This window comes from Nocardia brasiliensis NBRC 14402 (genome assembly GCF_000308475.2).
Classification (GTDB): Bacteria; Actinomycetota; Actinomycetes; order Mycobacteriales; family Mycobacteriaceae; genus Nocardia; species Nocardia brasiliensis.
This window is the reverse complement of the sequence record NZ_BAFT02000062.1, coordinates 182,380-205,122: the sequence shown is the minus strand read 5'-3', so window position 1 is coordinate 205,122 and position 22,743 is coordinate 182,380. Positions and strand designations below refer to the sequence as shown.

At 68.3% G+C, this 22,743-nt stretch carries 23 protein-coding genes; 13 read left to right on the top strand and 10 right to left on the bottom strand.

Annotated elements, in window-relative coordinates:
• Positions 1 to 10: 10 nt before the first annotated feature.
• Positions 11 to 2,857, bottom strand: coding sequence for a leucine--tRNA ligase (gene leuS / locus TY25_RS21435; protein WP_042258711.1), 2,847 nt, complete (start codon positions 2,855 to 2,857; stop codon positions 11 to 13).
• A gap of 352 nt (positions 2,858 to 3,209) precedes the next feature.
• On the opposite strand from leuS, the gene TY25_RS21430 reads away from it, so the two are divergent.
• From TY25_RS21430 to TY25_RS21410, 5 genes are all read left to right on the top strand, one after another.
• The gene (locus tag TY25_RS21430) at positions 3,210 to 3,617 is read left to right on the top strand and encodes an SdpI family protein (protein ID WP_042258710.1); all 408 of its coding nucleotides are present in this window, start codon (positions 3,210 to 3,212) and stop codon (positions 3,615 to 3,617) included.
• Positions 3,618 to 3,771: 154 nt separating this feature from the next.
• The gene (locus TY25_RS21425; protein WP_042258709.1) at positions 3,772 to 4,692 is read left to right on the top strand and encodes a TIGR04222 domain-containing membrane protein; all 921 of its coding nucleotides are present in this window, start codon (positions 3,772 to 3,774) and stop codon (positions 4,690 to 4,692) included.
• Between the two features lie 15 nt (positions 4,693 to 4,707).
• Positions 4,708 to 5,586, top strand: a complete 879-nt coding sequence (locus TY25_RS21420) for an MbnB/TglH/ChrH family RiPP precursor modification enzyme (RefSeq protein ID WP_042258708.1) — start codon at positions 4,708 to 4,710, stop codon at positions 5,584 to 5,586.
• Positions 5,583 to 5,897, top strand: coding sequence for an SCO6045 C-terminal-like domain-containing protein (locus TY25_RS21415; protein ID WP_042258707.1), 315 nt, complete (start codon positions 5,583 to 5,585; stop codon positions 5,895 to 5,897). Before TY25_RS21420 ends, TY25_RS21415 begins: the two co-directional genes overlap by 4 nt.
• A 132-nt stretch (positions 5,898 to 6,029) precedes the next feature.
• On the top strand, positions 6,030 to 7,034 hold the full coding sequence (locus TY25_RS21410) for a bile acid:sodium symporter family protein (protein WP_042258706.1): 1,005 nt from the start codon (positions 6,030 to 6,032) through the stop codon (positions 7,032 to 7,034).
• Here the strand turns inward: TY25_RS21410 and TY25_RS21405 are convergent.
• The 5 genes from TY25_RS21405 to TY25_RS21385 form a co-directional block, all read right to left on the bottom strand.
• A complete protein-coding gene (locus TY25_RS21405) occupies positions 7,031 to 8,065 on the bottom strand; it encodes an aminotransferase class I/II-fold pyridoxal phosphate-dependent enzyme (RefSeq protein WP_052383106.1) in 1,035 nt (344 codons plus the stop codon). The two genes, TY25_RS21410 and TY25_RS21405, sit on opposite strands and share 4 nt — an antisense overlap.
• Positions 8,062 to 9,084 carry a 3-oxoacyl-ACP synthase III family protein gene (locus TY25_RS21400; protein WP_042258705.1) on the bottom strand — a complete coding sequence of 341 codons (1,023 nt, stop codon included), beginning with the start codon at positions 9,082 to 9,084 and terminating at the stop codon, positions 8,062 to 8,064. Before TY25_RS21400 ends, TY25_RS21405 begins: the two co-directional genes overlap by 4 nt.
• A gap of 7 nt (positions 9,085 to 9,091) precedes the next feature.
• Positions 9,092 to 9,790, bottom strand: coding sequence for an SRPBCC family protein (locus TY25_RS21395; protein ID WP_172595726.1), 699 nt, complete (start codon positions 9,788 to 9,790; stop codon positions 9,092 to 9,094).
• Entirely contained in the window at positions 9,774 to 11,462 is a 1,689-nt protein-coding gene (locus TY25_RS21390) for a thiamine pyrophosphate-binding protein (protein ID WP_042258831.1), read from the bottom strand. Before TY25_RS21390 ends, TY25_RS21395 begins: the two co-directional genes overlap by 17 nt.
• A 117-nt stretch (positions 11,463 to 11,579) precedes the next feature.
• Complete coding sequence (locus tag TY25_RS21385; protein WP_146154116.1) at positions 11,580 to 12,350, bottom strand: MspA family porin; 771 nt, start codon at positions 12,348 to 12,350, stop codon at positions 11,580 to 11,582.
• 202 nt (positions 12,351 to 12,552) lie between these two features.
• On the opposite strand from TY25_RS21385, the gene TY25_RS21380 reads away from it, so the two are divergent.
• The 3 genes from TY25_RS21380 (at position 12,553) to TY25_RS21370 (ending at position 14,939) form a co-directional block, all read left to right on the top strand.
• On the top strand, positions 12,553 to 13,068 hold the full coding sequence (locus TY25_RS21380) for an EXLDI protein (RefSeq protein ID WP_042258703.1): 516 nt from the start codon (positions 12,553 to 12,555) through the stop codon (positions 13,066 to 13,068).
• A gap of 129 nt (positions 13,069 to 13,197) precedes the next feature.
• A complete protein-coding gene (locus TY25_RS21375; RefSeq protein WP_042258702.1) occupies positions 13,198 to 14,175 on the top strand; it encodes a daunorubicin resistance protein DrrA family ABC transporter ATP-binding protein in 978 nt (325 codons plus the stop codon).
• Positions 14,172 to 14,939, top strand: a complete 768-nt coding sequence (locus TY25_RS21370; RefSeq protein ID WP_042258701.1) for an ABC transporter permease — start codon at positions 14,172 to 14,174, stop codon at positions 14,937 to 14,939. The genes TY25_RS21375 and TY25_RS21370 overlap by 4 nt, the downstream gene beginning before the upstream one ends.
• Before the next feature lie 69 nt (positions 14,940 to 15,008).
• Here the strand turns inward: TY25_RS21370 and TY25_RS21365 are convergent, their stop codons facing one another.
• The 3 genes from TY25_RS21365 to TY25_RS21355 form a co-directional block, all read right to left on the bottom strand.
• Positions 15,009 to 15,734 (bottom strand): anti-sigma factor family protein, encoded by a 726-nt coding sequence (locus tag TY25_RS21365; RefSeq protein WP_042258700.1) that lies wholly within the window; start codon positions 15,732 to 15,734, stop codon positions 15,009 to 15,011.
• The gene (locus TY25_RS21360; protein ID WP_042258699.1) at positions 15,731 to 16,240 is read right to left on the bottom strand and encodes a sigma-70 family RNA polymerase sigma factor; all 510 of its coding nucleotides are present in this window, start codon (positions 16,238 to 16,240) and stop codon (positions 15,731 to 15,733) included. Before TY25_RS21360 ends, TY25_RS21365 begins: the two co-directional genes overlap by 4 nt.
• 62 nt (positions 16,241 to 16,302) lie before the next feature.
• A complete protein-coding gene (locus TY25_RS21355) occupies positions 16,303 to 16,947 on the bottom strand; it encodes a YqgE/AlgH family protein (protein ID WP_014988992.1) in 645 nt (214 codons plus the stop codon).
• 116 nt (positions 16,948 to 17,063) lie between these two features.
• Here TY25_RS21355 and TY25_RS21350 point away from each other — a divergent pair, with 116 nt between their 5' ends.
• A complete protein-coding gene (locus TY25_RS21350; RefSeq protein ID WP_042258698.1) occupies positions 17,064 to 17,825 on the top strand; it encodes a lysophospholipid acyltransferase family protein in 762 nt (253 codons plus the stop codon).
• Here the strand turns inward: TY25_RS21350 and TY25_RS21345 are convergent.
• Positions 17,819 to 18,130 carry a GNAT family N-acetyltransferase gene (locus TY25_RS21345; protein ID WP_014988990.1) on the bottom strand — a complete coding sequence of 104 codons (312 nt, stop codon included), beginning with the start codon at positions 18,128 to 18,130 and terminating at the stop codon, positions 17,819 to 17,821. The genes TY25_RS21350 and TY25_RS21345 overlap by 7 nt on opposite strands.
• Positions 18,131 to 18,325: 195 nt before the next feature.
• Here TY25_RS21345 and TY25_RS21340 point away from each other — a divergent pair, with 195 nt between their 5' ends.
• The 4 genes from TY25_RS21340 to secY all read left to right on the top strand — a co-directional run bounded on the left by TY25_RS21340 (position 18,326) and on the right by secY (position 22,736).
• A complete protein-coding gene (locus TY25_RS21340) occupies positions 18,326 to 19,915 on the top strand; it encodes an alpha/beta hydrolase (protein ID WP_042258697.1) in 1,590 nt (529 codons plus the stop codon).
• A gap of 149 nt (positions 19,916 to 20,064) precedes the next feature.
• The gene (locus TY25_RS40665; RefSeq protein WP_014988988.1) at positions 20,065 to 20,436 is read left to right on the top strand and encodes a hypothetical protein; all 372 of its coding nucleotides are present in this window, start codon (positions 20,065 to 20,067) and stop codon (positions 20,434 to 20,436) included.
• Between the two features lie 141 nt (positions 20,437 to 20,577).
• Positions 20,578 to 21,267: a nitroreductase family protein gene (locus TY25_RS21330; RefSeq protein ID WP_042258696.1), complete on the top strand. Its 690-nt coding sequence runs from the start codon at positions 20,578 to 20,580 to the stop codon at positions 21,265 to 21,267.
• Between the two features lie 149 nt (positions 21,268 to 21,416).
• Positions 21,417 to 22,736, top strand: a complete 1,320-nt coding sequence (gene secY, locus TY25_RS21325) for a preprotein translocase subunit SecY (RefSeq protein WP_042258695.1) — start codon at positions 21,417 to 21,419, stop codon at positions 22,734 to 22,736.
• Positions 22,737 to 22,743: the final 7 nt, after the last annotated feature.

The window sequence follows — 22,743 nt, the reverse complement described above, 5'->3', positions numbered from 1 at the left end:
CCCGGGTGGGTCAGGCGACGATGTTGATCAGGCGGCCGGGGACGACGATCAGTTTGCGGGGGGCGGCGCCGTTGAGGAGAGCCGCGATCTTTTCGTCGGTGAGGGCGGCGGCTTCGATCGCGGCGTTGTCGGCGTCGGCGGGGACCTGGATGCGGCTGCGGACCTTGCCGTTCACCTGGATCGGGTACTCGACGGACTCCTGCACCAGCAGCGCGGGATCCGCCACCGGGAACGGGCCGTGCGCGAGGGACTCGTTGTGGCCCAGGCGTTCCCACATCTCCTCGGCGATATGCGGAGACAGCGGCGCCAGCATCAGCACCAGCGCCTCCACCACGGTGCGCGGCGCGCCGTCGGGATAGGTCTTGGTGAGATGGTTCGTCAGCTCGATCAGCTTGGCGCCCGCGGTGTTGTCGCGCAGCGCGGCGTAGTCCTCGTCCACACCGGCGATGGTCTTGTGCAGCAGGCGCAGCGTTTCCGGCGTCGGATCCAGTTCCGCGACGCGCACCGCGCCGGTCTCCTCATCCACCACCAGCCGCCATACCCGCTGCAGGAAGCGGTGCGCGCCCACGACGTCCTTGGTCGCCCACGGCCGCGAGCTGTCCAGCGGGCCCATCGACATCTCGTAGAAGCGGAAGGTGTCCGCCCCGTAGAGGTCGTACATCTCGTCCGGCGAGACCGCGTTCTTCAGCGACTTGCCGATCTTGCCGTACTCCTGGAACACCTCGATCTCGGTGCCGCCCGGCTCGGTCCAGAAGAACTTGCCGTCCCGCTCGACGATCTCGGCCGCGGGCACGTACGCGCCGCGCGCATCGGTGTAGGCGTAGGCCTGGATGTAGCCCTGGTTGAACAGCTTCCGGTACGGTTCCCGGCCGCTGACATCACCCAGATCGAACAGCACCTTCTGCCAGAACCGCGCGTACAGCAGGTGCAGCACCGCGTGCTCCATGCCGCCGATGTACAGATCGACGCCGCCCGGATCGTCCGGGCCGTGTTCGGCCGGACGCGGGCCGAGCCAGTACTGCTCGTTCTCCTTGGCGCAGAACGCTTCCGAGTTGGTCGGGTCGGCATAACGCAGCTGATACCACGAGCTGCCCGCCCAGTTCGGCATGACGTTGGTGTCGCGCCGGTACATCTTCGGGCCGTCGCCCAGGTCCAGTTCGACGTTGACCCACTCGGTGGCCTTGGCCAGCGGCGGTGACGGCTCGGAGTCGGCGTCGTCCGGGTCGAAGGTGACCGGGGCGAAATCGTCCAACTCCGGAAGCTCCACGGGCAGCATCGATTCCGGCAGCGCGTGCGGCCTGCCGTCCTCGTCGAAGACGATCGGGAAGGGCTCGCCCCAGTAACGCTGCCGGGCGAACAGCCAGTCGCGCAGCTTGTACTGGATGGTGCCGGTGCCGTGACCGTCGGCTTCCAGCCGGGCGATGATGGTCGCCTTGGCCTCCTCGACGGACAGTCCGTCGAGATAGCCGGAGTTCACCAGCTCGCCGCCGCCGGAATACGCGGCCTCGGCGAGGTCGCCACCGGTGATGACCTCCACGATCGGCAGGCCGAGCACGGTGGCGAATTCCCAGTCGCGCTGGTCGTGGCCGGGCACCGCCATGATCGCGCCGGTGCCGTAGCCGCTCAGCACGTAGTCGGCGACGAAGACCGGCACGGCCTGGCCGTTGGCCGGGTTCACGGCATGGACGCCGAGGAAGACGCCGGTCTTCTCCTTGTTCTCCTGGCGCTCCAGATCCGATTTGGCCACGATCGACTTGCGGTATGCCGCAACGGCATCCGCGGGATTCGCGGCGCCGCCGTTGGTCCAGCGGGGATCGGTGCCGGCCGGCCACGCGGCCGCGGTCAGCTTGTCGACCAGTTCGTGTTCCGGCGCGAGCACCACGTAGGTCGCGCCGAACAGGGTGTCGGGACGGGTGGTGAACACCTCGATCTGCTCGCCCGCGACGTCGAACTTCACCTGGGCGCCGCGCGACCGGCCGATCCAGTTGCGCTGCATCGCCTTCACCTGATCCGACCAGTCCAGGTGGTCCAGGTCGTCGATCAGCCGGTCGGCGTAGGCGGTGATCCGCATCATCCACTGCCACAGGCGCTTACGGAACACCGGGAAGTTGCCGCGCTCGCTGCGGCCGTCGGCGGTGACCTCCTCGTTGGACAGCACCGTGCCGAGGCCGGGGCACCAGTTGACCATCGAATCGGTCAGGTACACCAGGCGATACGAGTCCAGCAGTGCGCCGCGCTCGGCGGCCGAGAGCGCGTCCCATGTCTTGCCGTCCGGGACCGGCCGTGCGCCACCGGCGAATTGAGCTTCGAGCTCCGTGATCGGGCGCGCCCGGTCGAGTTCCTGGTCGTACCAGGAGTTGTAGATGCGCAGGAAGATCCACTGGGTCCAGCGGTAGTACGCCGGATCGGTGGTCGCGAACGAGCGCCTGCTGTCGTGGCCGAGTCCGAGCCTGCTCAGCTGGCGCTGCATGTTGGCGATGTTCGACTCCGTGGTCGCCCGCGGGTGCGCGCCGGTCTGCACCGCGTACTGCTCGGCGGGCAGGCCGAAGGCGTCGAAGCCGAGCGCGTGCAGCACGTTGCGGCCGTGCATCCGGTGGTACCGCGCGAACGTGTCGGTGGCGATGTAGCCGAGCGGATGCCCGACGTGCAGGCCCGCCCCCGACGGGTACGGGAACATGTCCTGGATGAACAGCTTGTCCGCCGGGGTGTCGCCCGCCAGCGGACCGACCGGGTTCGGCGCATGGAAGGTCCCGCGGTCGGCCCACGTCCGCTGCCAACGCGCTTCGATACGGGCGGCAAGCGCGGCGTTGTACCGATGCTCGGGTACATCGCTATCGGTCGCACGAGTGTCCTGCACGGTCCTGCCTTCTTGTTATCGCCGATCCCCGACAAACTTCGTCTATCAGGGTAGAACGTGCACACCGCAGTACTGAAAATCGGGCTGTGCCGACTCCGGTCGCGCCGCCGTGCCGATCTCTGTTCCGGGGTTACCCACCCGTCGGTATGCGGCTGTGGCACACCGGTTTCGCGGTACCGCAGGGTTGGCATTCTCCGCTCGGCGGACCCAACAGTGCGTTTGGTTGCTGGGTCCGCGAGCTGCCCCGGCGCAGTGTGGAAAGCGCTTGTCCGCAGCGGTGACGCGCCGGGTGCTGCAGGGTTGCGCGGGAGCTGTCGGCGGTCCGCCGACACCGATGCGATAGCCTGCATGGGTGTTCGTCGTCGCTCTCGTCTTGTTCGTGCTCGGCCTCGTCGCCCTCGCGACCGGAGCGCTCGGGCTGACCGGCCGGCTGCCGCGCAACCGCTTCGTCGGGGTGCATACCGAGGCCGCCCTTTCCGATGACGAGACCTTCCGCGTCGCGAATCGCATCGCCGCCCCCACCTCGCTGGCCGCGGGGGCGCTGCTGGTGGCCGGTGGCCTCGTCGTGCTCGCCGCGGGTGGTTTCGTGGCGCTGTTCGTCGCCGTCGGTGTCGCCGTCGTCGCGCTGTTCACCCTGGGCGCGGGCGCCAACGTCGCCGCGGCCAAGGCCGCGGCGATCGCCCCGCCCGCCGAGGTCGGCGGTTGCGGCAGCGCGTGCGGCGCCTGCTCGCTGCGCGACGCCTGCCAGCCCGCGACCTAGCCGCCGGCCCGTTTCACTCGGTCGAACCATTCCACCGGCCCGCTCGTAACCCTATTCGCCCAGGTTTCGATGCGGTCTCCTCGCCGAATCCGGTTGGCACCGGTGTGCGGCGGTCCCATACTGGGGAAACTACTGGCACGACTCCGGGGTGGATATGGGTACGTTCGACCGGAGCGCGGGCTCCGACCTCGTCGTCGCGGCAGGCGATACGTGGGGCATCTCCGGATCCGATTTCTTGGCGATCTATCTGCCGTTCGCGCTGCTCGCGGTGGTGCTCGGGGTGTGGATGCGGCTACGGGTGACGCGCGCTGCGCCGGACCCGGGCCCCGCGCAACCCGGCGCCGAATTGTCCGCGCCCGAGGTCGGCCTGCTGTTCGACGACCGCCGCGCGGTGCTCACCGCGCTGGCCCGGCTGCGCAGCGCCGACCTCATCGATTCCGGCGCCGCGCCGACCCGGCCGCTGGAGCAGGCGGACGAATTCCGGTTGGACCCGTTCACGCTGGCGGTGCACCGGCAGATCGTCGCCGGCACCAAGCCGACGGTGGCGGCGCTCACCGTCGCGTTGTCGGGCACGCTCGCCGAACTGCGCGATTCGATGGTCCGGCGCGGCTACTTCCCGGATGCGGACTTCAAGCGGCGGATCTGGGACGCGGGCCTGCCGACACTGGTCGTCATGACGGTCGGCGTGGTGCGGCTCATCGCGGGCATGCTCAACAACAACCCGGTCGCGTTCCTCGTCCTCACCCTGCTGGCGCAGTTCCTCTGCTACTGGTTCCTGGTGGGCAAGCCGCGGCTGACCCCGCTCGGCAAGCGGGCCCGCACCGACGCGAGGACCAGCAGTCAGCATCTGCGGCCGGCCAACTCGCCCGCCTACGCCACCTACGGGGTGGAGAGCGCCGCGCTCGCGGCGGCGGTCTTCGGTGGGGCCGCGCTGTTGTCGCTCGATCCCGGGCTGGCCGGTGCGGTCGAACCGCCGAGCTCGTCCGGTGGCGACAGCGGCGGGAGCGGGGACAGCGGTGGCGGCGGTTGCAGCGGCGGCGGTGGCTGCGGTGGCGGTGGCGGCTGCGGTGGGTGACGGTCCGGCCGTCCGATGAATGGACTGTTGCCGGCGGCGGCGCTCGGCATCGGCTGGCGGCCCGAGATCTGTGGCCTCATCGCCGAACTGGACGGGCTCGGTTTCGCCGAGGTGATCGCGGAGTCGCTGCCGCTGCGGCGGCGGTCGCGGCTGCGCGGCGGGCTGACAGCCGTGCCGCCCGCCGAGCTGACCGCTCTGATCGATCGCGGCGTCGCCGTTGTGCCGCATGGTATTTCGCTGTCGCTGGGCGGGGCCGAGCCGGTCGATGAGCAGCGGATCGCGCACCTGGCCGCCGGTGCGGCGGCGCTGGACGCTCCGCTGGTGAGCGAGCACATCGCCTTCGTGCGCGCGGGCGGGGTCGAGGCGGGACATCTGCTGCCGGTGCCGCGCTCGGCCGCGGCGCTGGCTGTGCTCGAACGCAACATCGCCCGGACCCAGGCCGGGCTCGGGGTGCCGCTGGCCGTGGAAAACATTGCCGCGCTGTTCGATTGGCCAGACGACGAATACACCGAATCGGAGTTCCTCGCCGAGTTGGTCGAGCGGACGGGGGTGTATCTGCTGCTCGATATCGCGAATGTCTATGCCAATGCACGCAATCGAGGCCGCGCTCCGCTCGGCGAACTACAGCGCCTGCCCGCCGACCGGGTGGCCTACTGTCACGTCGCCGGCGGTCACGAGGCCGGTGGCCGCTACCACGACACGCATACCGACCCCGTTCCGGCCGAAGTGCTCACCCTCGTAACGGAATTCATCGCCCGGCAGCCGGTGCCCCTGATGCTCGAGCGCGACGGCGACTACCCGCCCGCCGCCGAACTCCTGGACGAGCTCGACGCGATCGCCGCCGCGGCGCACCGCCCGTCGATCACCGGCCGGGCCCGGGCGGTGCGCGCATGAGCGCCGAATTGGCCGAGCAGCAAGCGGCTCTGGTCCGCGCCCTGGTGGCCGGTGCCCCGGTGCCCGCGGGATTCGACCGCGCGGCCGTCGCCGCCGCCGCGCACGCCCTGCTTCGCAAGCGCGCGGACGAGGTAGCCCGCCGCTTCCCGATGCTGGCCCAAGCCTGCGGCCCCGACTATCGCGAACGTTTCCTCGCCTGGGCCGACGGCAGACCGAAGACCAGCACCGCGGCGGATGCCGCGGCGTTCGCGGCGTATCTGGGTCTACCCGCGCCTTCCGGCACCACCGCGAAGAGATGGCCGCGCCACTGATCCCGGCGCACTCGCGACCCCGATGAGCGCGAACGTTCGGCTTCGTCCGGAGTGATATCGCAATTCATGGGATGTGAGAAAGTACGCACGGTGTGGGCGCGCTCGGGGCCCGGTGCGGCGTTAGCCTGGGCTGTGCGATTCCTCAGCAAGTTCTATATCGACGGATTCATCCTGTCGATCCTCGCTTCTGTCGCCCTGGCCAGCGTTTTCCCGGCCAGAGGTACCGCGGCGGACGTGGTCGACGTGCTGACGAAGATTGCCATCGCATTGCTCTTCCTGCTGTACGGCACGCGGTTGTCGCCGAAGGAGGCGCTGGCCGGCCTCACGCACTGGCGGTTGCATCTGGTGGTGCTCGCCTGCACCTTCGTCGCCTTCCCGTTGCTGGGGCTGGCGGCCCGGGTGCTGGTGCCGAGCGTGCTGACCGACGACCTGTACACCGGTCTGCTGTTCCTCTGCCTGGTCCCGTCCACCGTGCAGTCGTCCATCGCGTTCACCTCGATCGCGAAAGGCAACGTGCCGGGCGCGATCGTGAGCGCGACGACCTCGAACCTGCTCGGCGTGTTCATCACCCCGCTGCTGGTGATTCTGTTGATGAACACCACCGGCCATGCCAGCGTGGACTTCTCGTCGATCGGCGACATCGTGCTGCAGCTGCTGGTCCCGTTCGCGATCGGGCAGCTGATCCGGCCGAAGGTGATCGGCTGGCTCAGCCGCTACGCCGAGCCGACGAAGCTGGTGGACCGCGGCTCCATCCTGCTCGTCGTCTACGCCGCGTTCAGCGCGGGCATGGTGGAGGGCATCTGGCACATGCTCTCGCCGTGGCGGATTCTCGCCCTGGCCGGTGTGTGCTGTCTGCTGCTCGCGCTCGTCATCGCGTTGACCATGCTGATCGGCCGCTTCGCCGGCTTCTCCCGGGCCGACCGCATCGTGATCGTGTTCTGCGGCTCCAAGAAGAGCCTCGCGACCGGATTGCCCATGGCGACGGTGCTTTTCGCGAGCCAGCCGGTGGGCCTGATCGTGCTGCCGTTGATGATGTTCCATCAGATCCAGCTGATCACCTGTGCCGCGCTGTCGCAGCGCTGGGCCAAGCAGGCCGACGAGCCGGGGGAAGCCAGCGAATTGAAACCTGCCGCTTAACGCAGTCCCGCCAGCGCGTGCCGCACGGCCCGGTCCGCGTCGGGGTCGCCGACCGAGATACGCGCGCTCCCATCGGGATACGCCTTCGCCGCGATACCCGCCCGGCGCAGCGCGGTGGCCACGCCGGGACCGGGCAGGAACAGGAAGTTGGCCTGGCTGCGCGGCACCGCGATACCGCAGTCCCGCAACGCGGTGCGGAGTTCTTCGCGCGCGGCGGTGATGCGCAGGGTGCGCGCCGCGAGCTCCGGCGCCGCGGCGTAGGAGGCGCAGACCGCCGCTTCCGCCGTCGCACTCATCCCGAACGGCAGTTGCAGCCTGCGGACCCGGGCCGCCAGTTCGCGCCTGCCGAACGCGTAACCGATGCGCAGCCCGGCCAGGCCGTAAGCCTTCGAGAAGGTGCGCAGCACAAGCAGGTTCGCATGTCTGTTCAGCAGGGCATGCGGGTCGACGTGGTCGGCGGCGTCGAGGAATTCGACATAGGCCTCGTCCAGGATCACCGGCACCCGGGCGGGCACCGCGCGCAGGAACGCGGCCAGCTCTGCGGCCGGGACCACGGTGCCGGTCGGGTTGTGCGGGCGGCACACCACCACCAGCCCGGTGCGCTTGTCGACGGCCTTGGCCAGCGCCCGCAGGTCCTGATCGCCGCCGGCGTCCAACGGCACCGGCACCGGGTCGAGCCCGGCCATCTCCGCCATGATCGGGTAGCCGTCGAAAGTCGGTGATCCGTAGACAATTCCGGCGCCCGGTGTGGTCAGCGACTGGATGATCTGCCACGCGACCCCGGTCGCGCCCGCGCCGACCACGAGCTGATCCGCTCGGACGCCGAGGTGCCGGGCGATCAGCCGGGGCAACCGGTCGGGCAGGAACTCGGGGTACCGATTCGCCCGCGCCAGTGTGCCGTGCATTGCAAGCAGTACGGAAGGCAGTGGCGGGTAAGGGTTTTCGCTTAGGGTCAGATCGAACCGCGACGGCGTAGCGGTGCCGCGCTGCTGTCGTGACGGCGTGGTCTCCTCGACGAGCCGGACGTTCATCGGGCCGCGCCCCACCGGATGGCCGCGGCGGCCGCGAAGTCTCCCGCGTGCGCGAAGGCCGACAGCAGGACCACCGAGCCGTTGCGCAGCCGGCCCGCTTGATTCTCCACATCCAGGGTCACCGGAATGCCCGCGGCGAACAGGTTTCCGCACCGGTCGAAGGTGTCGGGGTGCCGTTCGGCGGGCAGCTCCAGCGCGTCGTGCCAGTTCCGCAGGAACAGGCGGTTGGGTTGATTGGTGACGAAGGTGTCGATGTCGCGGCCCTTCACCCCGATCCGATCGCACACGGCCAGCGCCACTTCCGGCACCAGCCGGTTACCGCGGGCGAACACCTTGGTGATCTTCGATTCGGTGAAGCTCACGCAGCCCTGTCCCTCGCCCGGCTCCCAGTACTTGCGGTCGCCGTTGGTGGAGAACTCCATGTCACCGGCGAACTCGGGGTAGGTGCGGCATTCGATGTCCAGGATCGGCGCGCTGTCGTCCTTTACCAGCAGGCCGACGCCGCACCCGTCGCCGGGCACCGGCGCCTGGGGCAGCTTGCGGATCTCGGGCTGGGTGAAGACCGGTCCGGCGCAGTTCTGGGTGGCCGCGATCAGCGCGGTGCGCGCGTCGGTGGTCTGCAACACCATCTGCGCCATCGACATCATGTGCACGAAGGCCGCGCAGCCGCCGTTGTGCACGTCGTAGACGAAGCCGGGGCGGGCGCCGAGCCGCCGGGCGACCTCGGGCCCGCACCCCATGACCGGATTGGTCGGCAGCTGGGTGTGCGTGATCAGCACGTCGATCTGCGAGAGGAATTGTGCCCCATGCCGTTCGATCAGCGGCGCGACCGCGCGCTCGACCATGTCCACCGCGGTCTCGTCGCGATCCACGTGATGGCGGGCCTTGGGCGACCGGAACATCACGTTTTTCGCCATCCGGTCCGAGCGGGAGAACTGGGTGAAATATTCGGTGCCGACCGGTTCGCCGGGCAGATACCCGGCGACGTCGACGAGGCTGACCGTGGGAAAGGAGTGCATACCGGGCTCAGTTCATCCAGTCGGGCTTGACCGGCAGGCCGTTGGCCGCCCGGTACTCGCAGATCGCTTTGAGGTTGTCCATTTCCAGCTGATGGCCCGCGGAGAACATCTCCCAGAAGTCACCGACCCACACCGGTCGCTGCGGCGGGGCGGTCTCCGGGTAGGGGTTCTCGTCGTAGAAGGGATGCTTGCAATTGACCCACAGCACAACCGATCCCGGCTTGTCGAACACCGTCTGGGCATCGATCACACGCAGCAGGTAGATCATCCACAGGTGCGCCGATTGATCCCAGGCGCAGTGGTAGTCCACGGTCATCGCCTCGGGATGCGCCACGGTGCGCGTGAAGATCTGGGTCTCGTCGCCGAGCCGGTCGTAGGCCAGCCAGAGGCCGGGCTCCCCGGTTTCGACGAAGCCGCGCAGGCTGTAGGTCCACTCCTCCAATGACCTGGTGTCCGCCAGGTATTCGTAGACCTCGCCCGGCGGTGCGGCGATATACGCCTGCACCGGGCAGTACTCGCCGAAGATCTGGTCGTGCGGATACACCGACCGCAGCATGTCCATGATGATCGGGGTGGTGGCGTCCTTGTCGGAGTTCTCGATGCGCAGCACACCCGGAACGACCGCCGCCGGGATATCGCTGAGGGCGGGCAGCGTGCCGGTCGTCCGGACACCGCTGCTGCGGGAATCGCTACGCGATGCGGTCATTTCTACTCCTGGAGTGTTCGATGGTCGTCAGGAACGGGAGGAAGGGCGGGACCTCGTCGGGATCGACGTCGATCGAAAGGAACGACGGCCCAGGGGTTTCCAGGCAGGCGCGCAGTGCCGCGGGGAGTTCGCCGGGCGCGCGCACCGACACGGCGGGCAGCGCCGGGAACATCGCGCCGACGCCGTCGCCGAGTTGCGCGGGCCGGAACCTGTTGTAGCTGTAGCGATCCCGGTAGTACAGCTGCTCCCTGGTCACGCACATGGCGTGCGCGTTGTTGTTGAGCACGATGAAGGTGATCGGCAGCGCGTGCTCGACCGCGGTGTGTATCTCCATGCCGTGCATGAAGAACGCGCCGTCGCCCGCGATCACCACGGTGCGCCGGCCACCGGCGCGCCGGGCGAACGCGGAACCGATGGCGGCGCCGAACGCGTAGCCCATGCCGCCCATCCCGAGCGCCACGGCGAACCGGCCACCGCGCGGCACCCGCAGCTGATGCACCACCGCCGCGCCGGTATTGCCCGCGTCGGCGAAGACGTCGGTGCCCGCGGGCAGTGCCGCCTCGATGGTTTCGACCAGTTCGCGATAGCGCAGCCCGGGGCCGGTCGCGGCGGGCACGTGCAGCGGTGTGAGCGTGGTGGCCGTGTGCGGTGCGGAAGGTACTGCGGTGGTGGCGAATTCGTCGGCCAGCTCACCCAGGGTGCGCGCCAGGTCCGTGCTCGTCGCGTGGATCGCGGGCAGGTGTGGCGCGACGACGCCGAGGCTCGCCACGGCACAGCCGGTCAGCGTGTCGTCCAGTCCGGTGCGCGCCGTGATCGGCATGGGGGTGCCGATGATCAGGCACAACGCCGAGGTCCGCAGTGCGGCGGCGAGTTCGGGATGGCCCATGCTGCCCGCGACCCCGCAGAAACCGGGGTCGGTGTTGTCGAAGGTGTCCTTGGCGTCGGGCGCGACCCCGACGGCGGCGTCCAGCACCGCGGCCAAGCGGGCCAGCTCGTCGCGGGCATCGTCCCTGGCCACCTGGTCACCCGCGATGAGCACGATCTTGCCGATCTGCCGCGCCGCCCGCAGTGCGGTGACCACGCGCGTGAGCCCCGCCCGATCACGCCGATATGTCTTCACGGGCAACCGGAACGGCGGCGCCTGGCCGAGGCCGGCCTGCTGCACGTCCTTGGGCAGCAACAGCACCGCGGGGCCGCCGCGGCGGGCCGCGCCGACCGCCGCGGCGACCTGTTCGGGCAGGTCGGCGGCCGCCTCGACGCGGGCACAGTACCGGGTGATCGCACCGAACACGCGGGCGGCGTCGATGGTGCCCGCCCGTCCGCTGGTGTCCTGGAAGGCGCCGTGGCCCGCCGACGCGGTCGGCGGCTGACCCACCAGCGCGAGCACCGGAACTCGAGAAGCAAACGATTCGGCAAGGCCCGCAACGAGATTCATGGCGCCGCCGCCGGAGGTCGCGGCTACGACGCCGAATCCGCCGGTGGCGCGGGCATAACCGTCGGCCATGGTCGCCGCGCCGAACTCATGTTTGGCGACCACCGCGGTGAGGTCGTGCGCCGTGTCGAAGACGGCGTCGTACAGGTCCTCGATGTTCGCGCCGTCCACCCCGAAGATGTGCCGTACGCCCAGTTCCGCGACCACTTGGACCAGATAATCCACGACCCGCGTCTGCATCGGCACTCCTCCCCGCGTGGCCGTGTGCCGGGCTCCGCGAGATCACTTCCTGCGTACAGAGGTGATACGGGTGAGCCCGGCAGACGGTTCAACGGTGAACCAGTACGTGCCCGCGGGTCAGAGCGAGATGGGGTCGCTGTACACCGCGTCGCTGGCCTGGCCCGCGCCGGTGACCAGGGTGAATTTCACGAAGGTCCGGATGGTGACCGGACCGAGGGCGCCGGTGACGGTGAGGTGGGTGTTGGACAGATCCGCGTAGGCGAACGGCTGGGTCAGCGTGAATTTGGCCAGCGACACCTCGGTGATGCCGCCGTGCCCGACCTGGAAGGACAGCTGCTGCGAGGGCAGGATGGTGGCCTGGGCGCCCAGTTCGGCGCCGAGTTTGGCGCCGAGCGGGAATTCGATCTGCGCGCCGGGGGTCGGCGCGATGTTGATCTGCGGGGTCACCCCGGCCGACAGTTCGGGGCGGACCGCACCGGAGACCGAGACCGAGGGTGAGTTCAGGGTGACGGTGATGCCGTTCGGGGCGAACGACATCGGATAGCCGACCTCGTAACCCACCTCCATCACCGCGCTGGCGACGTGCGCGTCGGGTGGTCCGTCGACCTGCCCGATGCCGATGCCCGACAAGAACGCCTCGCGGCTGAACGGGCTGCCGTCCAGCGGTGGGATGACCCGCGCGTTGGTGTTCGCCTCGGTGGTCATCATGGCGAAGCCGTCGAGCGTGGGTTTCACCTCTTGGTGGCCGATGCGGATGTTCAGCGTCGCCGGATCGACGAACTGGGCCGACGCGGGGGCCGCCGTGCTCAGCAGTAGCGTCGAGACGAGGAGGCCGATCGCGAGCGCCACCGGCGCCGGTAGCTTCCGCAGGTTCTTCAGAGAGATCACCACAGCACCTTTTTCGCTTTCCGGGCGGCACCGGGTGCTCACCCAGCATCCTGCCGGTCGAGTCCCTGAGCTCAGGCAGCGTCGGCTGAGTAAATCTCAGTGAATGTTCAGCAACTTACAAGAAGATGTTTCGCAATGGAAGCGTCGGCGGACGTCTTCTTCGCCACTTGCGTGTACGTATACATCTACGTATAGTCGTGTCATGCCCAACAAGACGATCTATGTTGCCGATGACGATCTGGCGCTGTTCCAGCGAGCCCAGGAGCTGGTTGGCGGCAATCTCTCCGGAGCGGTGACCACGGCGCTGCGCCGTTTCATCGAGCTGGAAGAGGGTCGCCAGGAGGGGTTCGAGGAGATTATCGCCCGGGTCGGCCACAATGGGGTCCGGCAGGTCCGCTTCTCCGGTGCGCTGCTCATCGAATCGAACGAGTACACCGACGAACGGCAGGAACACATCCGCGTCTATCGGAGTCGCAAAGGCAAGTACGTGCTGCACGCGCACTACAACGACTGGTCCGAATATCCCCAATCCAGCAACTGGGTCAAGGATTTGACGAACTGGCGGCGCATGCTCGGTGTCGGCGACCAGGACTGGGGCGAGTACGTCCTGGAGGTCGTCGACACGATCGAGGAGTTGAAAGACAAACTGCCCCCGAAGCTCTACGAACGGGCGGTCGATCTCGCGAAACGTCCCCAGATCGAAGACCTCGACATCTAGTCGAATTCCCTTTCTGCACAACTGAACAGCAGCTGACCGGCCCCCATGCCGCCCCGGGACACCGGGAGCGGTGTCGATCGGTCATGCACTCATGCGCATTCAACGATGAGAAATATCGAAAGGACCGTCATGGTCAACGGCCATCGCGCACCCGCCATTTCGGCGGTGGGGCTGCGCAAAGCATTCGGCGAGCAGGTGGTGCTCGACGGGATCGACATCGTCGTCCCCGAGGGCACGATCTACTCGCTGCTCGGTCCGAACGGTGCGGGTAAGACCACCACCGTGCAGATCCTCAGCACGCTCATCCATGCCGACGGCGGCGAGCTGCGGGTCGGCGGCTACGACGTGGCGGCCGAGCGGGCGTCGGTGCGCGAAACCATCGGCGTCACCGGTCAATTCGCGGCGGTCGACGAACTGCTCACCGGCCGGGAGAACCTGCTGCTGATGGGCGACCTGCACCATCTGCCGCGGCGCGACACCAAGCGGCTGGCGGACGATCTGCTGGCACGGTTCGACCTGGTGGAGGCCGCGGACAAGCCCGCGTCCACCTACTCCGGCGGCATGACCCGGCGCCTGGACCTGGCGATGACGCTGGTCGGCGATCCGCGCATCATCTTCCTGGACGAACCGACCACCGGCCTCGATCCGCGCAGCAGGCGGGTGATCTGGGAGCTGATTCGCGGCCTGGTCGACGACTACAACGTGACGGTCTTCCTCACCACGCAGTACCTCGAGGAAGCCGACCAGCTGGCCGATCGCATCGCCGTGCTCGACCACGGCCGGATCGTCGCCGAAGGCACCGCGGCGGAACTGAAGCGGATGGTGCCCGGCGGGCACATCCGGTTGCAGTTCGCGGTGCGCGAGGACCTGTTCGCCGCCTCGGCCGCGCTGGGCGTGGCCGCCAGGATCGCCGCCGACGACGAGGACGAGGACCTGACGCTCGCCGTGCCGAGCGACGGCAGCGTGAAATCGCTGCGCGCCGTGCTCGATCGGCTCGACTACGAGCAGATCGAGGTCGAGGGCCTGGCCGTACACACCCCCAACCTCGACGATGTCTTCCTCACCCTCACCGGTCAGCCCACTTCCGAAAAGGAAACCGTCGCATGAGCATCTCCTTCGCCCTGGCCGATTCGGCGACGATGTTGCGGCGCAACCTGACTCATGCCAAGCGCTATCCGAGCATGAGCATCGGTGTCATCATGATGCCGACGCTGTTCCTGCTGATCTTCAAGTTCGTCTTCGGCGGCGCGCTCGAAAAGTCCTCCGGCGGTAACTATGTCGACTATCTCGCGCCTGGCATGCTGCTGATGGTGCCCGCCTACATCACGGCGTCGGTGGCGGTGTCCATCGCGAACGACGCGGCCAAGGGGATCGTCAACCGGTTCCGGACCATGGGCATCACCCAGTCGTCGATGCTGACCGGTCACGTGCTGGGTGCACTGCTGCAGGCCCTGCTCGGTATCGCGGTCATGTGCGTGGTCGCGCTGCTGATCGGCTGGCGGCCCGATGCCAACCCGGTCGAATGCGTCGCCGCGCTCGGCCTGCTCACGTTCATGATCTTCGGGCTGAACTGGCTCGCCGTGGCACTCGGGCTGCTCTCGCCGAATGCCGAGGGCGCGAGCAACATCGTATTCCCGATCATCATGCTGCCGTTCCTCGGCAGCGGCCTGGTCGCGCCCGACACGATGCCCGCCGGCCTGCGCCAGTTCGCCGAGTACCAGCCGTTCACGCCGATCACCGAGACCGTCCGCGGTCTGCTGATGGGCAGCGAGATCGGCAACAACGGGCTCATCTCGATCGGGTGGTGCCTGGTGCTCACCCTCGGCGGATTCTGCTGGGCCAACGCGATTTTCCGGCGCAAGACCGCCTGAGCCGCCGTCGCCGGAACCGAGATCCCCCGCCAGGAGATGGGGCTTGGCGGGGAATCTCGCTGTCCGGGTCTAGACCGCGCCGCGCAGGATGGTCTGATCCGACTTCAGCGACCGGATCTCCACGCTCTGGATCCGCTCCGGGGCCACCTCCGTGGTCCTGGTCAAGGTCAGGGCGTCGCCCGGTCCGGCCGTCCAACCGGCCAATTCGGCGGTGCTGCCGTCCTTCAGCGTCATCCACATCTCGAAGTTCCAGTTGTAGTCCGGACCGCCCGCGGCATAGCTGCACGACATCTCGACGGTCGTCTTACCCTCGTTCGCGAGCAGCTTGAAGCTCGCCTGCACCGGCGTCGGCACCAGTGGATCCATCTGCCGCTGGGCGAAAACCTCTGCGGTAGCGGGCGAATCGTGGGCGGTGACAGTACTGACCACGGGTACGGCGATGGCTACCGCCGCGGCGGCGGCCGCCACCGCGGCGCCGATCGAGACCCAGCGGCTGCGGCGCCTGCGCCGCTCGGCCGCCTCGGCGAGCCGCGGCAGCAACCGCGGTACCGGCGGACTCGTCTCTACCGGAACCGGCTCTGCCGCAAGGACTTCGGTCGGTTCGAGCAGCGCGAGCGCGGTGTCCTGGTCGACCATGGCGAGCATGCCCGGCAGACCGGAAAGTTCCGCCACGGCGGCCTGGCAGGCCGGGCAGCCCGCGAGATGTGCCTCGTACTCCTGACGTTCGGTGCGAGTCAGGGAGCCGAGCACGTACGGGGCATCCCACGTGGTGTAGTCGTCGGCAAGGTCCGTCATTGGTTCGTCACCCCCATCTCCTGTAGTGCCAGTCGTAGCGCCCGCATGCCGTAGTGCATCCGGGACTTCACCGTGCCCGGTGGGATGTCGAGTTCCTCGGCGATCTGGTGGGTGGACAGACCCCGATAGTAGGCCCGCACGATCACCTCGCGATGGTCGGAACTCAGCTTGCCGAGCGCGTCCGCGACCAGCCATTTGTCCAGGGCGCGGTCGGCCTGGTCCGGCGTGGCCTGCTCGGGCGGGCTGTCGGTGCGGTACTCGCGCCGGTTGCGGGCGCTGCGGTGTTCATCCACGGCGAGATTGCGCGCAACCGTGAACAGCCAAGCGCGCGCCGAGGTCGTGGCCTGATCCAACACGTTCGGGCGTTGCCAAGCCCGCAGCAAGGTCTCCTGCACGATGTCCTCGGCCCGGCCCGGATCGCGGACCAAACCGAGGGTGTACCGCCACAGCGCAGACGCGTGTTCGTCGTAAAGGACCCGCAGCAACTCGCTTTGGTCGTCCGGCATTGCTCACCTCCCGCACATCCCACGAATCAGCAGGGGCGAACGGTTCAATACCGACCGACATCTCAATTGCGTTCGAGTTCGATCGGGTGGGTGGCGAGCAAGGAAAGGGGGAGGGGCTGGCGACGGAGTACGTGTGCCCACAGGTCGGCGCGGCCGGTGCTGATCGGATCGGAGGGCAACGCGGACAAGACGATCCAGTCGTCGTTTTCCAATTCGCCTTCCAGCTGACCGAAAGTCCACCCCGCATAGCCTGCGAAAATGCGGATGCCTTCGACCAGCCGGCCGATTTCTTCCGGGTCGGCGTCCAGATCGACGAGCACCACGCGTCCGTCGATCCGGCGCAGGCCGGGCACGCCGTCGATGCTCGCGCCGACCCGGACGGTGCCCAGGCACAGCGCCGCGTCGCGTTTGACCGGACCGCCGATGAACAGGGTGCGCGGCGCCGCGGTCAGCTCGGTCCAGCGGGGCAGCACGTCGTGCACGGCGGTATCGCTGGGCCGGTTCAGCACGACGCCGAGGCTGCCCGCCTCGTTGTGCTCGATGATGTAGACCACGGTGCGCCGGAAGGTCGGTTCAGCCAGTTCTGTCGCCGACACCAGCAGGGTGCCGGCGCGCACCACCTGCTCGCCGTGCCGGAAATCGCGCCGCTTGCGGTCGCCGTGCCCGCCGCGAGTTTTCCGATCATCCGGGTCGTCTGCGCGTGCCACTCGGACATCATCGCAGTTGTTTCGGCGATTTGCTCCTTCTGCGGCGGAGTTCGGGGTAACGGATTTCGGCTCGGGGGCTCGAACTCGGCACCGCGCGGCGTCGTAGAGTCCGTGTCATGGAACCGCCCGAGGTGCGCCTCGAGAACAGCGACACCGTGTACGACTTCTATCTCGATCACCGGCAGAATCGGCTCAAAGCCTGGGGTGCCTACGCCATTCTCGCCCGCCGCTACTACCCGCGCGTCGCCTATGCCGAGGGTGCCCGCGAGGGCTTGCGCGCGGCGATAAAACAGCGCCGACCGCTGTTGATCTCGATCAATCATCTTTCCGAGAACGATCCGTATACCGTCGCGGCCGCGGCGTGGCGCAGTGCCCTGCGACCGGTGATCGGCCGGGTGCGGGTGCTGGCCAAGGACGAACTCTTCGAAGAGCCCGAGCAACGGCGCAAGATCGACATGATGGGCGGGATCCCGGTGTTCCGCGGCAAAGACCACGGCATCCGCGCGGTGAACGCGGCCGGTCAGCGCATGATGGACATCTGCGCCCAGCGGATGGCCCGCGGTGACGGCGTCGCGGTGTTCCCCGAGGGCACCTGCAACGAGGTCGATCCCAGCCAGGTGCAATCGGTCGGCAGCGGCATCGGGCACATCGCGTTCCGCGCGATGAAGCTCGGGGCCGAGCCGGTGCTGGTGTCGATGGGACTGAGCTACGGCAAGCGCGACGATCCGACGGTGCAGCCGACGAAGGAGCAGGCCAAATCGGCGAGCTTCTATTTCGGCGTGCCGATCACCGAACTGCCGGCCAAACCGGGCGAGATCGCGCGACTGGTCCGCACCGATCTGCAGCGGGCGCTCGACGGGGCGGTCGCCGCCTACTGAGGCAGGTTGAGGCTGTCGCGCGCCCAGTGCGGCACCATCACCAGGTATTCCGGCCTGGTCTGGATGAAGTGGTGCACCATCGGACACATCGGCAGTGCGCCGAGCTTGTCCGCCGCCGTGCTGTTCAGTGCCGCCTCGAGCAGGTCACGGCCGTAGCCCTGGCCTTCGTAGCTGGGGTAGATCTCGGTGTGCACGAACGCGCGTTCGGACTGGGTGTCCTGGTATTCGGCATATCCGGCGATCGCACCGTCGACATGGATCTCGAAACGTTCCAATGCGGTGTTGAGACGGACCTCGGTCGACATGGCTCGACGCTACTCCCGTGCGACGTCATCCGCGTATTCCAGAACATATCTCGCGCTATGCCGACCCTCGCCGTGGCCCGCGCGCTGACCGGCGAAAACCGGTGTTCGACTTGTCTGTTGCTCCCCACCTGCGCAGAATGCTCATGATCGGGGTCGCGCGCGTGCACGCGGCGGCGGCCCGGGGAGGTACGAAACATGATGAAGGTACGGCTGTTCTCGCGGGCGGCGGCTGCCATGGGCGCCGTGTGCCTGCTCGGTCTATCGATCGTGCCCGGCTCGGCCGTCGCCGCGCCCGGGGTCGGCTTCGGCGCCTGCCCGGACGGTGCGGTGGTCGCGGGGCACGGCGTGCGGTGCGCGGTCGTCGCGGTGCCGATGAACTACGCCGACCCGGACGGGCCGCGGATCGAACTGACCGTCAGCCGGATCGCGGCGAGCGGGGAACGCCGCGGCGTACTGTTCGCCAACCCCGGCGGCCCGGGCGCGGACGGACTGGACTTCTGGGGGCTGCGCACCGATGTGGTGCCCGCCGAGCTGGCCGCCCATTACGACCGGGTCGCGGTGCAGCCGCGCGGTTTGCGCTGGGCCACGCCGCTGCTGTGCGCGGGTGCGGTGAAAGCCGAAGAGGGCGCCCAGGTATCGCTCGGCGGCGGCAATCGCGACGAGATCAAGCAGGCGTGCGAAGCGTCCCGGCCCGGTTACCTCGACACCATCACCACCGAGAACACCGCGCGTGACCTCGACGCCGTGCGGGCCGCGCTCGGGCTGGAGCGGATCAGTTATCTCGGCACCTCCTACGGCACCTACCTCGGCGCGGTGTACGCCTCACTGTTCCCGGACCGGGTCGAGCGAATGGTGCTGGACTCCAACGTCAATCCCGACTGGGTGTGGACCGAGGAGTTCGCCCAGCAGCAGGTGGCCGGCAAGCAGCGCCTCGACGACCTGTTCGCCTGGATCGCCGAGCACAACGCCGAATACCACTTGGGCGACACCGCTTTACAGGTCTATCAGCACTGGGTGCGGCTCGCGGTCGACCAGGGCGGCGGCTGGTACGCCAACCTGACCCCGCCGCCCGCCAGCCTCGCCGACCTGCCCGGCGCGCTGCCCGAGCCGCTCGCCGAGATCGCGCGCGACGGGTACAGCGGCAGCGTCGAGCAGGCGGGCAAACTGCAGAACCTGGTGCGCACCTTGATCTCCGGCGGCGTCTCGGCCCAGGGACCGCTGCTCGGCGCCACCTCCGTCGCCAGCTACACCCGCACGTTCTGGCCCCCGTTCGCGCGCGCCATGTCCGAGGCCGCCGCCGATCCGGCGAACGTGCAGCGCCTGCGCACCATCGCGGGCGCCACCTCCACCGACCCCACCGGGCGGTTCGTCTTCGCCGCGATCACTTGCAACGAGAACGCGATTCCCGGGCGGGTGGACGTCATCGGTTCGGCGATCGCCACGATCGTCTCCGGCGGCAACGCGATGGACGCGCGGGCCGATCTGGTGCGTTCCGGAATGAGTTGCGGCACTTGGAAACCTGTTACGACGCCAGTGAAGATCAGCGGCGCGGGCCTGGCCACACCGCCGCTGGTGCTGCAGAGCCGGCACGACGCGCTCACCAAATACGAAGGGGGACCGGCGATGGCGCACGCGCTGAACGGTTCGCTCGTCACGGTGGCGGGCGGCGATCACGGCAACTTCGCCCGGGGGAACCCGGTCGTCGACGACGCCGTCATGACCTATCTGCGCACCGGCCAGGTCACCATCACCGAAGCGGCCGAGGCTCCGATACCCGGCCGTTGACGAACACCGGTTTTTCCTCCTGAAAGTGTTCGGCACACCTCGATTATTCTCGGCCCCGAAACTCGCGGGCAGCCGATTCGGCGGCGGCAAATGTAACGTTTCCGCGCGCGGCCCCGACGAACAGCACAATGCAAACCGGAGGAGTTTTCATGAGAAGTGCAATTGCCACCGCCGCTCGGGTCGCGGCCGCGGGCATTTCGGGGCTGGCGTTCGTCGGCGTCGTCGGCGTGGCCGGGGCGGGCACCGCCCAGGCGGCCCCGCAGGACTGCGTCGTCGAGAAGGGCCTGTTCGACGCGTCGGCGGTATGCCAGGCCGACGGTGGTTCGAACTATGTCCTGCACCTGGACTGCGTCGGCCTCTACGCCGGGCCCGCCTTCCCGATCTACAACATCGGGCCGTACAAGGTGCTCAGCTATCCGTTCACGCCGTCGGGTCAGCGTACGACCGCCGCGTGCACGGGTATGGGCCCCGGCGTTTTCGCCTTCGCCACCAATGCTTATGTGGAGATCTATAACGGGTGAATCCCGTCGCGTAGCCCGTCTCGGGAATGGACCCGGCCGCCACCGGGCCATTCCGAGACGGGCTTTTCGTGCGTCTGGTGGAGTGGACAGTAATCGCGCCGTAGCGTTGTCCGTTCCGGCGGCGCGGTTCACACTCCACCTATGATGACGTGGACTCCGCTGCATGGGCACCCGTACGAACCAATTCCCTACCACCCGAACCGGATTCCGGTGGAGCAGGCGCTCGCCGCGTCCGCCGTGCTGCGCGCCAGAATGGACGAGCGCCGCACGGTGCGGATGTTCTCCACCGATCCGGTACCCGAGCAACTCGTGCTCGACGCCATCGCGGTGGCGAACACCGCGCCCTCGGGCGCGCATCAACAACCGTGGACCTTTGTCCTGGTGGAAGATCCCGAGGTGCGCGCCCGCATCCGGGAGGCCGCCGAAGCCGAGGAGCGCATCTCCTACGGCGGCCGCCTCGGCGAGGAATGGCTCTCCGCCCTGCGTCCGCTCGGCACCGACGAGCACAAACCGCATTTGACCGATGCCCCTTACCTTTTGGTGGTCTTCCAGCAGCGCTACGGCCTGCGCGCGGACGGCACCACCTACAAGCACTACTACGGCGACGAATCGGTCGGCATCGCCGTGGGCATGCTGCTCACCGCCCTGCATCTGGCCGGCCTGGCCGCCCTCACGCACACGCCGAGCCCGATGAAATTCCTCGGCGAGGTGCTGGCCCGTCCCCGCAACGAGAAGGCTTTCGCCGTCATCCCCATCGGCTACCCTGCCGACGACTCCGTCGTCCCCAACCTGACCCGCAAGTCGCTGGACCAGGTGCTGGTTCGCGTCTGATCATCCGACCGCATCGCCCGCGTTCCCCCGATGGAGGGAGGCCGAATTCCGACTCGCGGGCGACGTGAGCCGCCCCCGGTGCTCCGTACCGTTCGAAGGCCACGGCAGGTATTCGTCCTGTCCGACACTGCCTTTCGTCAGGAGGACCCGTGCTTTCCGCCCTCGTACCGGCCTTTCGGACTCCGGACCTGCGGCGGAAAATACTCTGCACGCTGGGGTTGCTCGCGCTGTATCGCCTCGGTGCGGCCCTGCCCTCGCCCGGGGTCGACTTCACGGCGGTGCGCACCTGTGTCGCGATCGCCTCCGGCGGCGACGCCGCGGGCATCTACCAGCTGATCAACCTCTTCTCCGGCGGGGCGATGCTGCACCTGTCGGTGTTCGCGATCGGCATCACGCCCTACATCACCGCGGGCATCATCACCCAGCTGCTGACCGTCGTGATCCCGCGGTTCGAGGAGCTGCGCAAAGAAGGCGCCACCGGTCAGGCGAAGATCACCCAGTACACCCGCTACCTGGCGATGGCGCTGGCGGTGCTGCAGGGGTCGACACTGGTCGCGCTGGCCGCGCGGCGTCAACTGCTGCGCGGGTGTCCGCAGGACATTCTGGCCGACGACGGACTGTTCGGCATGGTCGTGCTCGTGCTGGTGCTGACCGCCGGTGCGGCGCTGGTCATGTGGTTCGGTGAGCTGATCACCGAACGCGGCCTGGGTAACGGGATGTCGCTGCTGATCTTCGCCGGTATCGCGGCCCAGCTCCCGAGTCAGGGTAAGGCGATCCTGGACAGCAAGGGCGCGTTCGTTTTCGCCGGCGTCTGCGTCGCGGTGCTGCTGGTGATCGTGGCCGTGGTCTTCGTCGAGCAGGGGCAGCGCCGGATTCCGGTGCAGTACGCCAAGCGGGTGGTCGGCCGGAAGATGTACGGCGGCTCGTCGACGTATCTGCCGTTGAAGGTCAATCAGGCCGGCGTCATCCCGGTGATCTTCGCGTCCTCGCTGCTTTACCTGCCGAACCTGCTCACCCAGCTCACCCAGGGCAGCGCGGGACCGACCGCGACCTGGCCGGAGCTGATCCAGAAGTACCTGGTGAACCCCAACAACCCGGTGTACGTAGCGAGCTACTTCGCGTTGATCGTGTTCTTCACCTACTTCTACGTCGCGATCACCTTCAACCCCCAGGAGCGCGCCGACGAGATGCGCAAGTTCGGCGGATTCATCCCGGGGTATCGCCCCGGTAAGCCGACCGCGGACTATCTGGCCTTCGTGCTCAGCCGGACCACGCTGCCCGGCGCCTGCTATCTCGGTGCGGTCGTGGTGCTGCCGAACGTACTGCTCGGCGTCGGTGCGGGCGGCGGGGTGTCGAGCCTGGCATTCGGCGGCACCTCGGTGCTGATCATGGTGAGTGTGGGGCTCGACACCGTCAAACAGCTCGAGAGCCGGCTGATGAGCAGGAGCTACGCGGGATTCCTGCGCTGACCCGCGG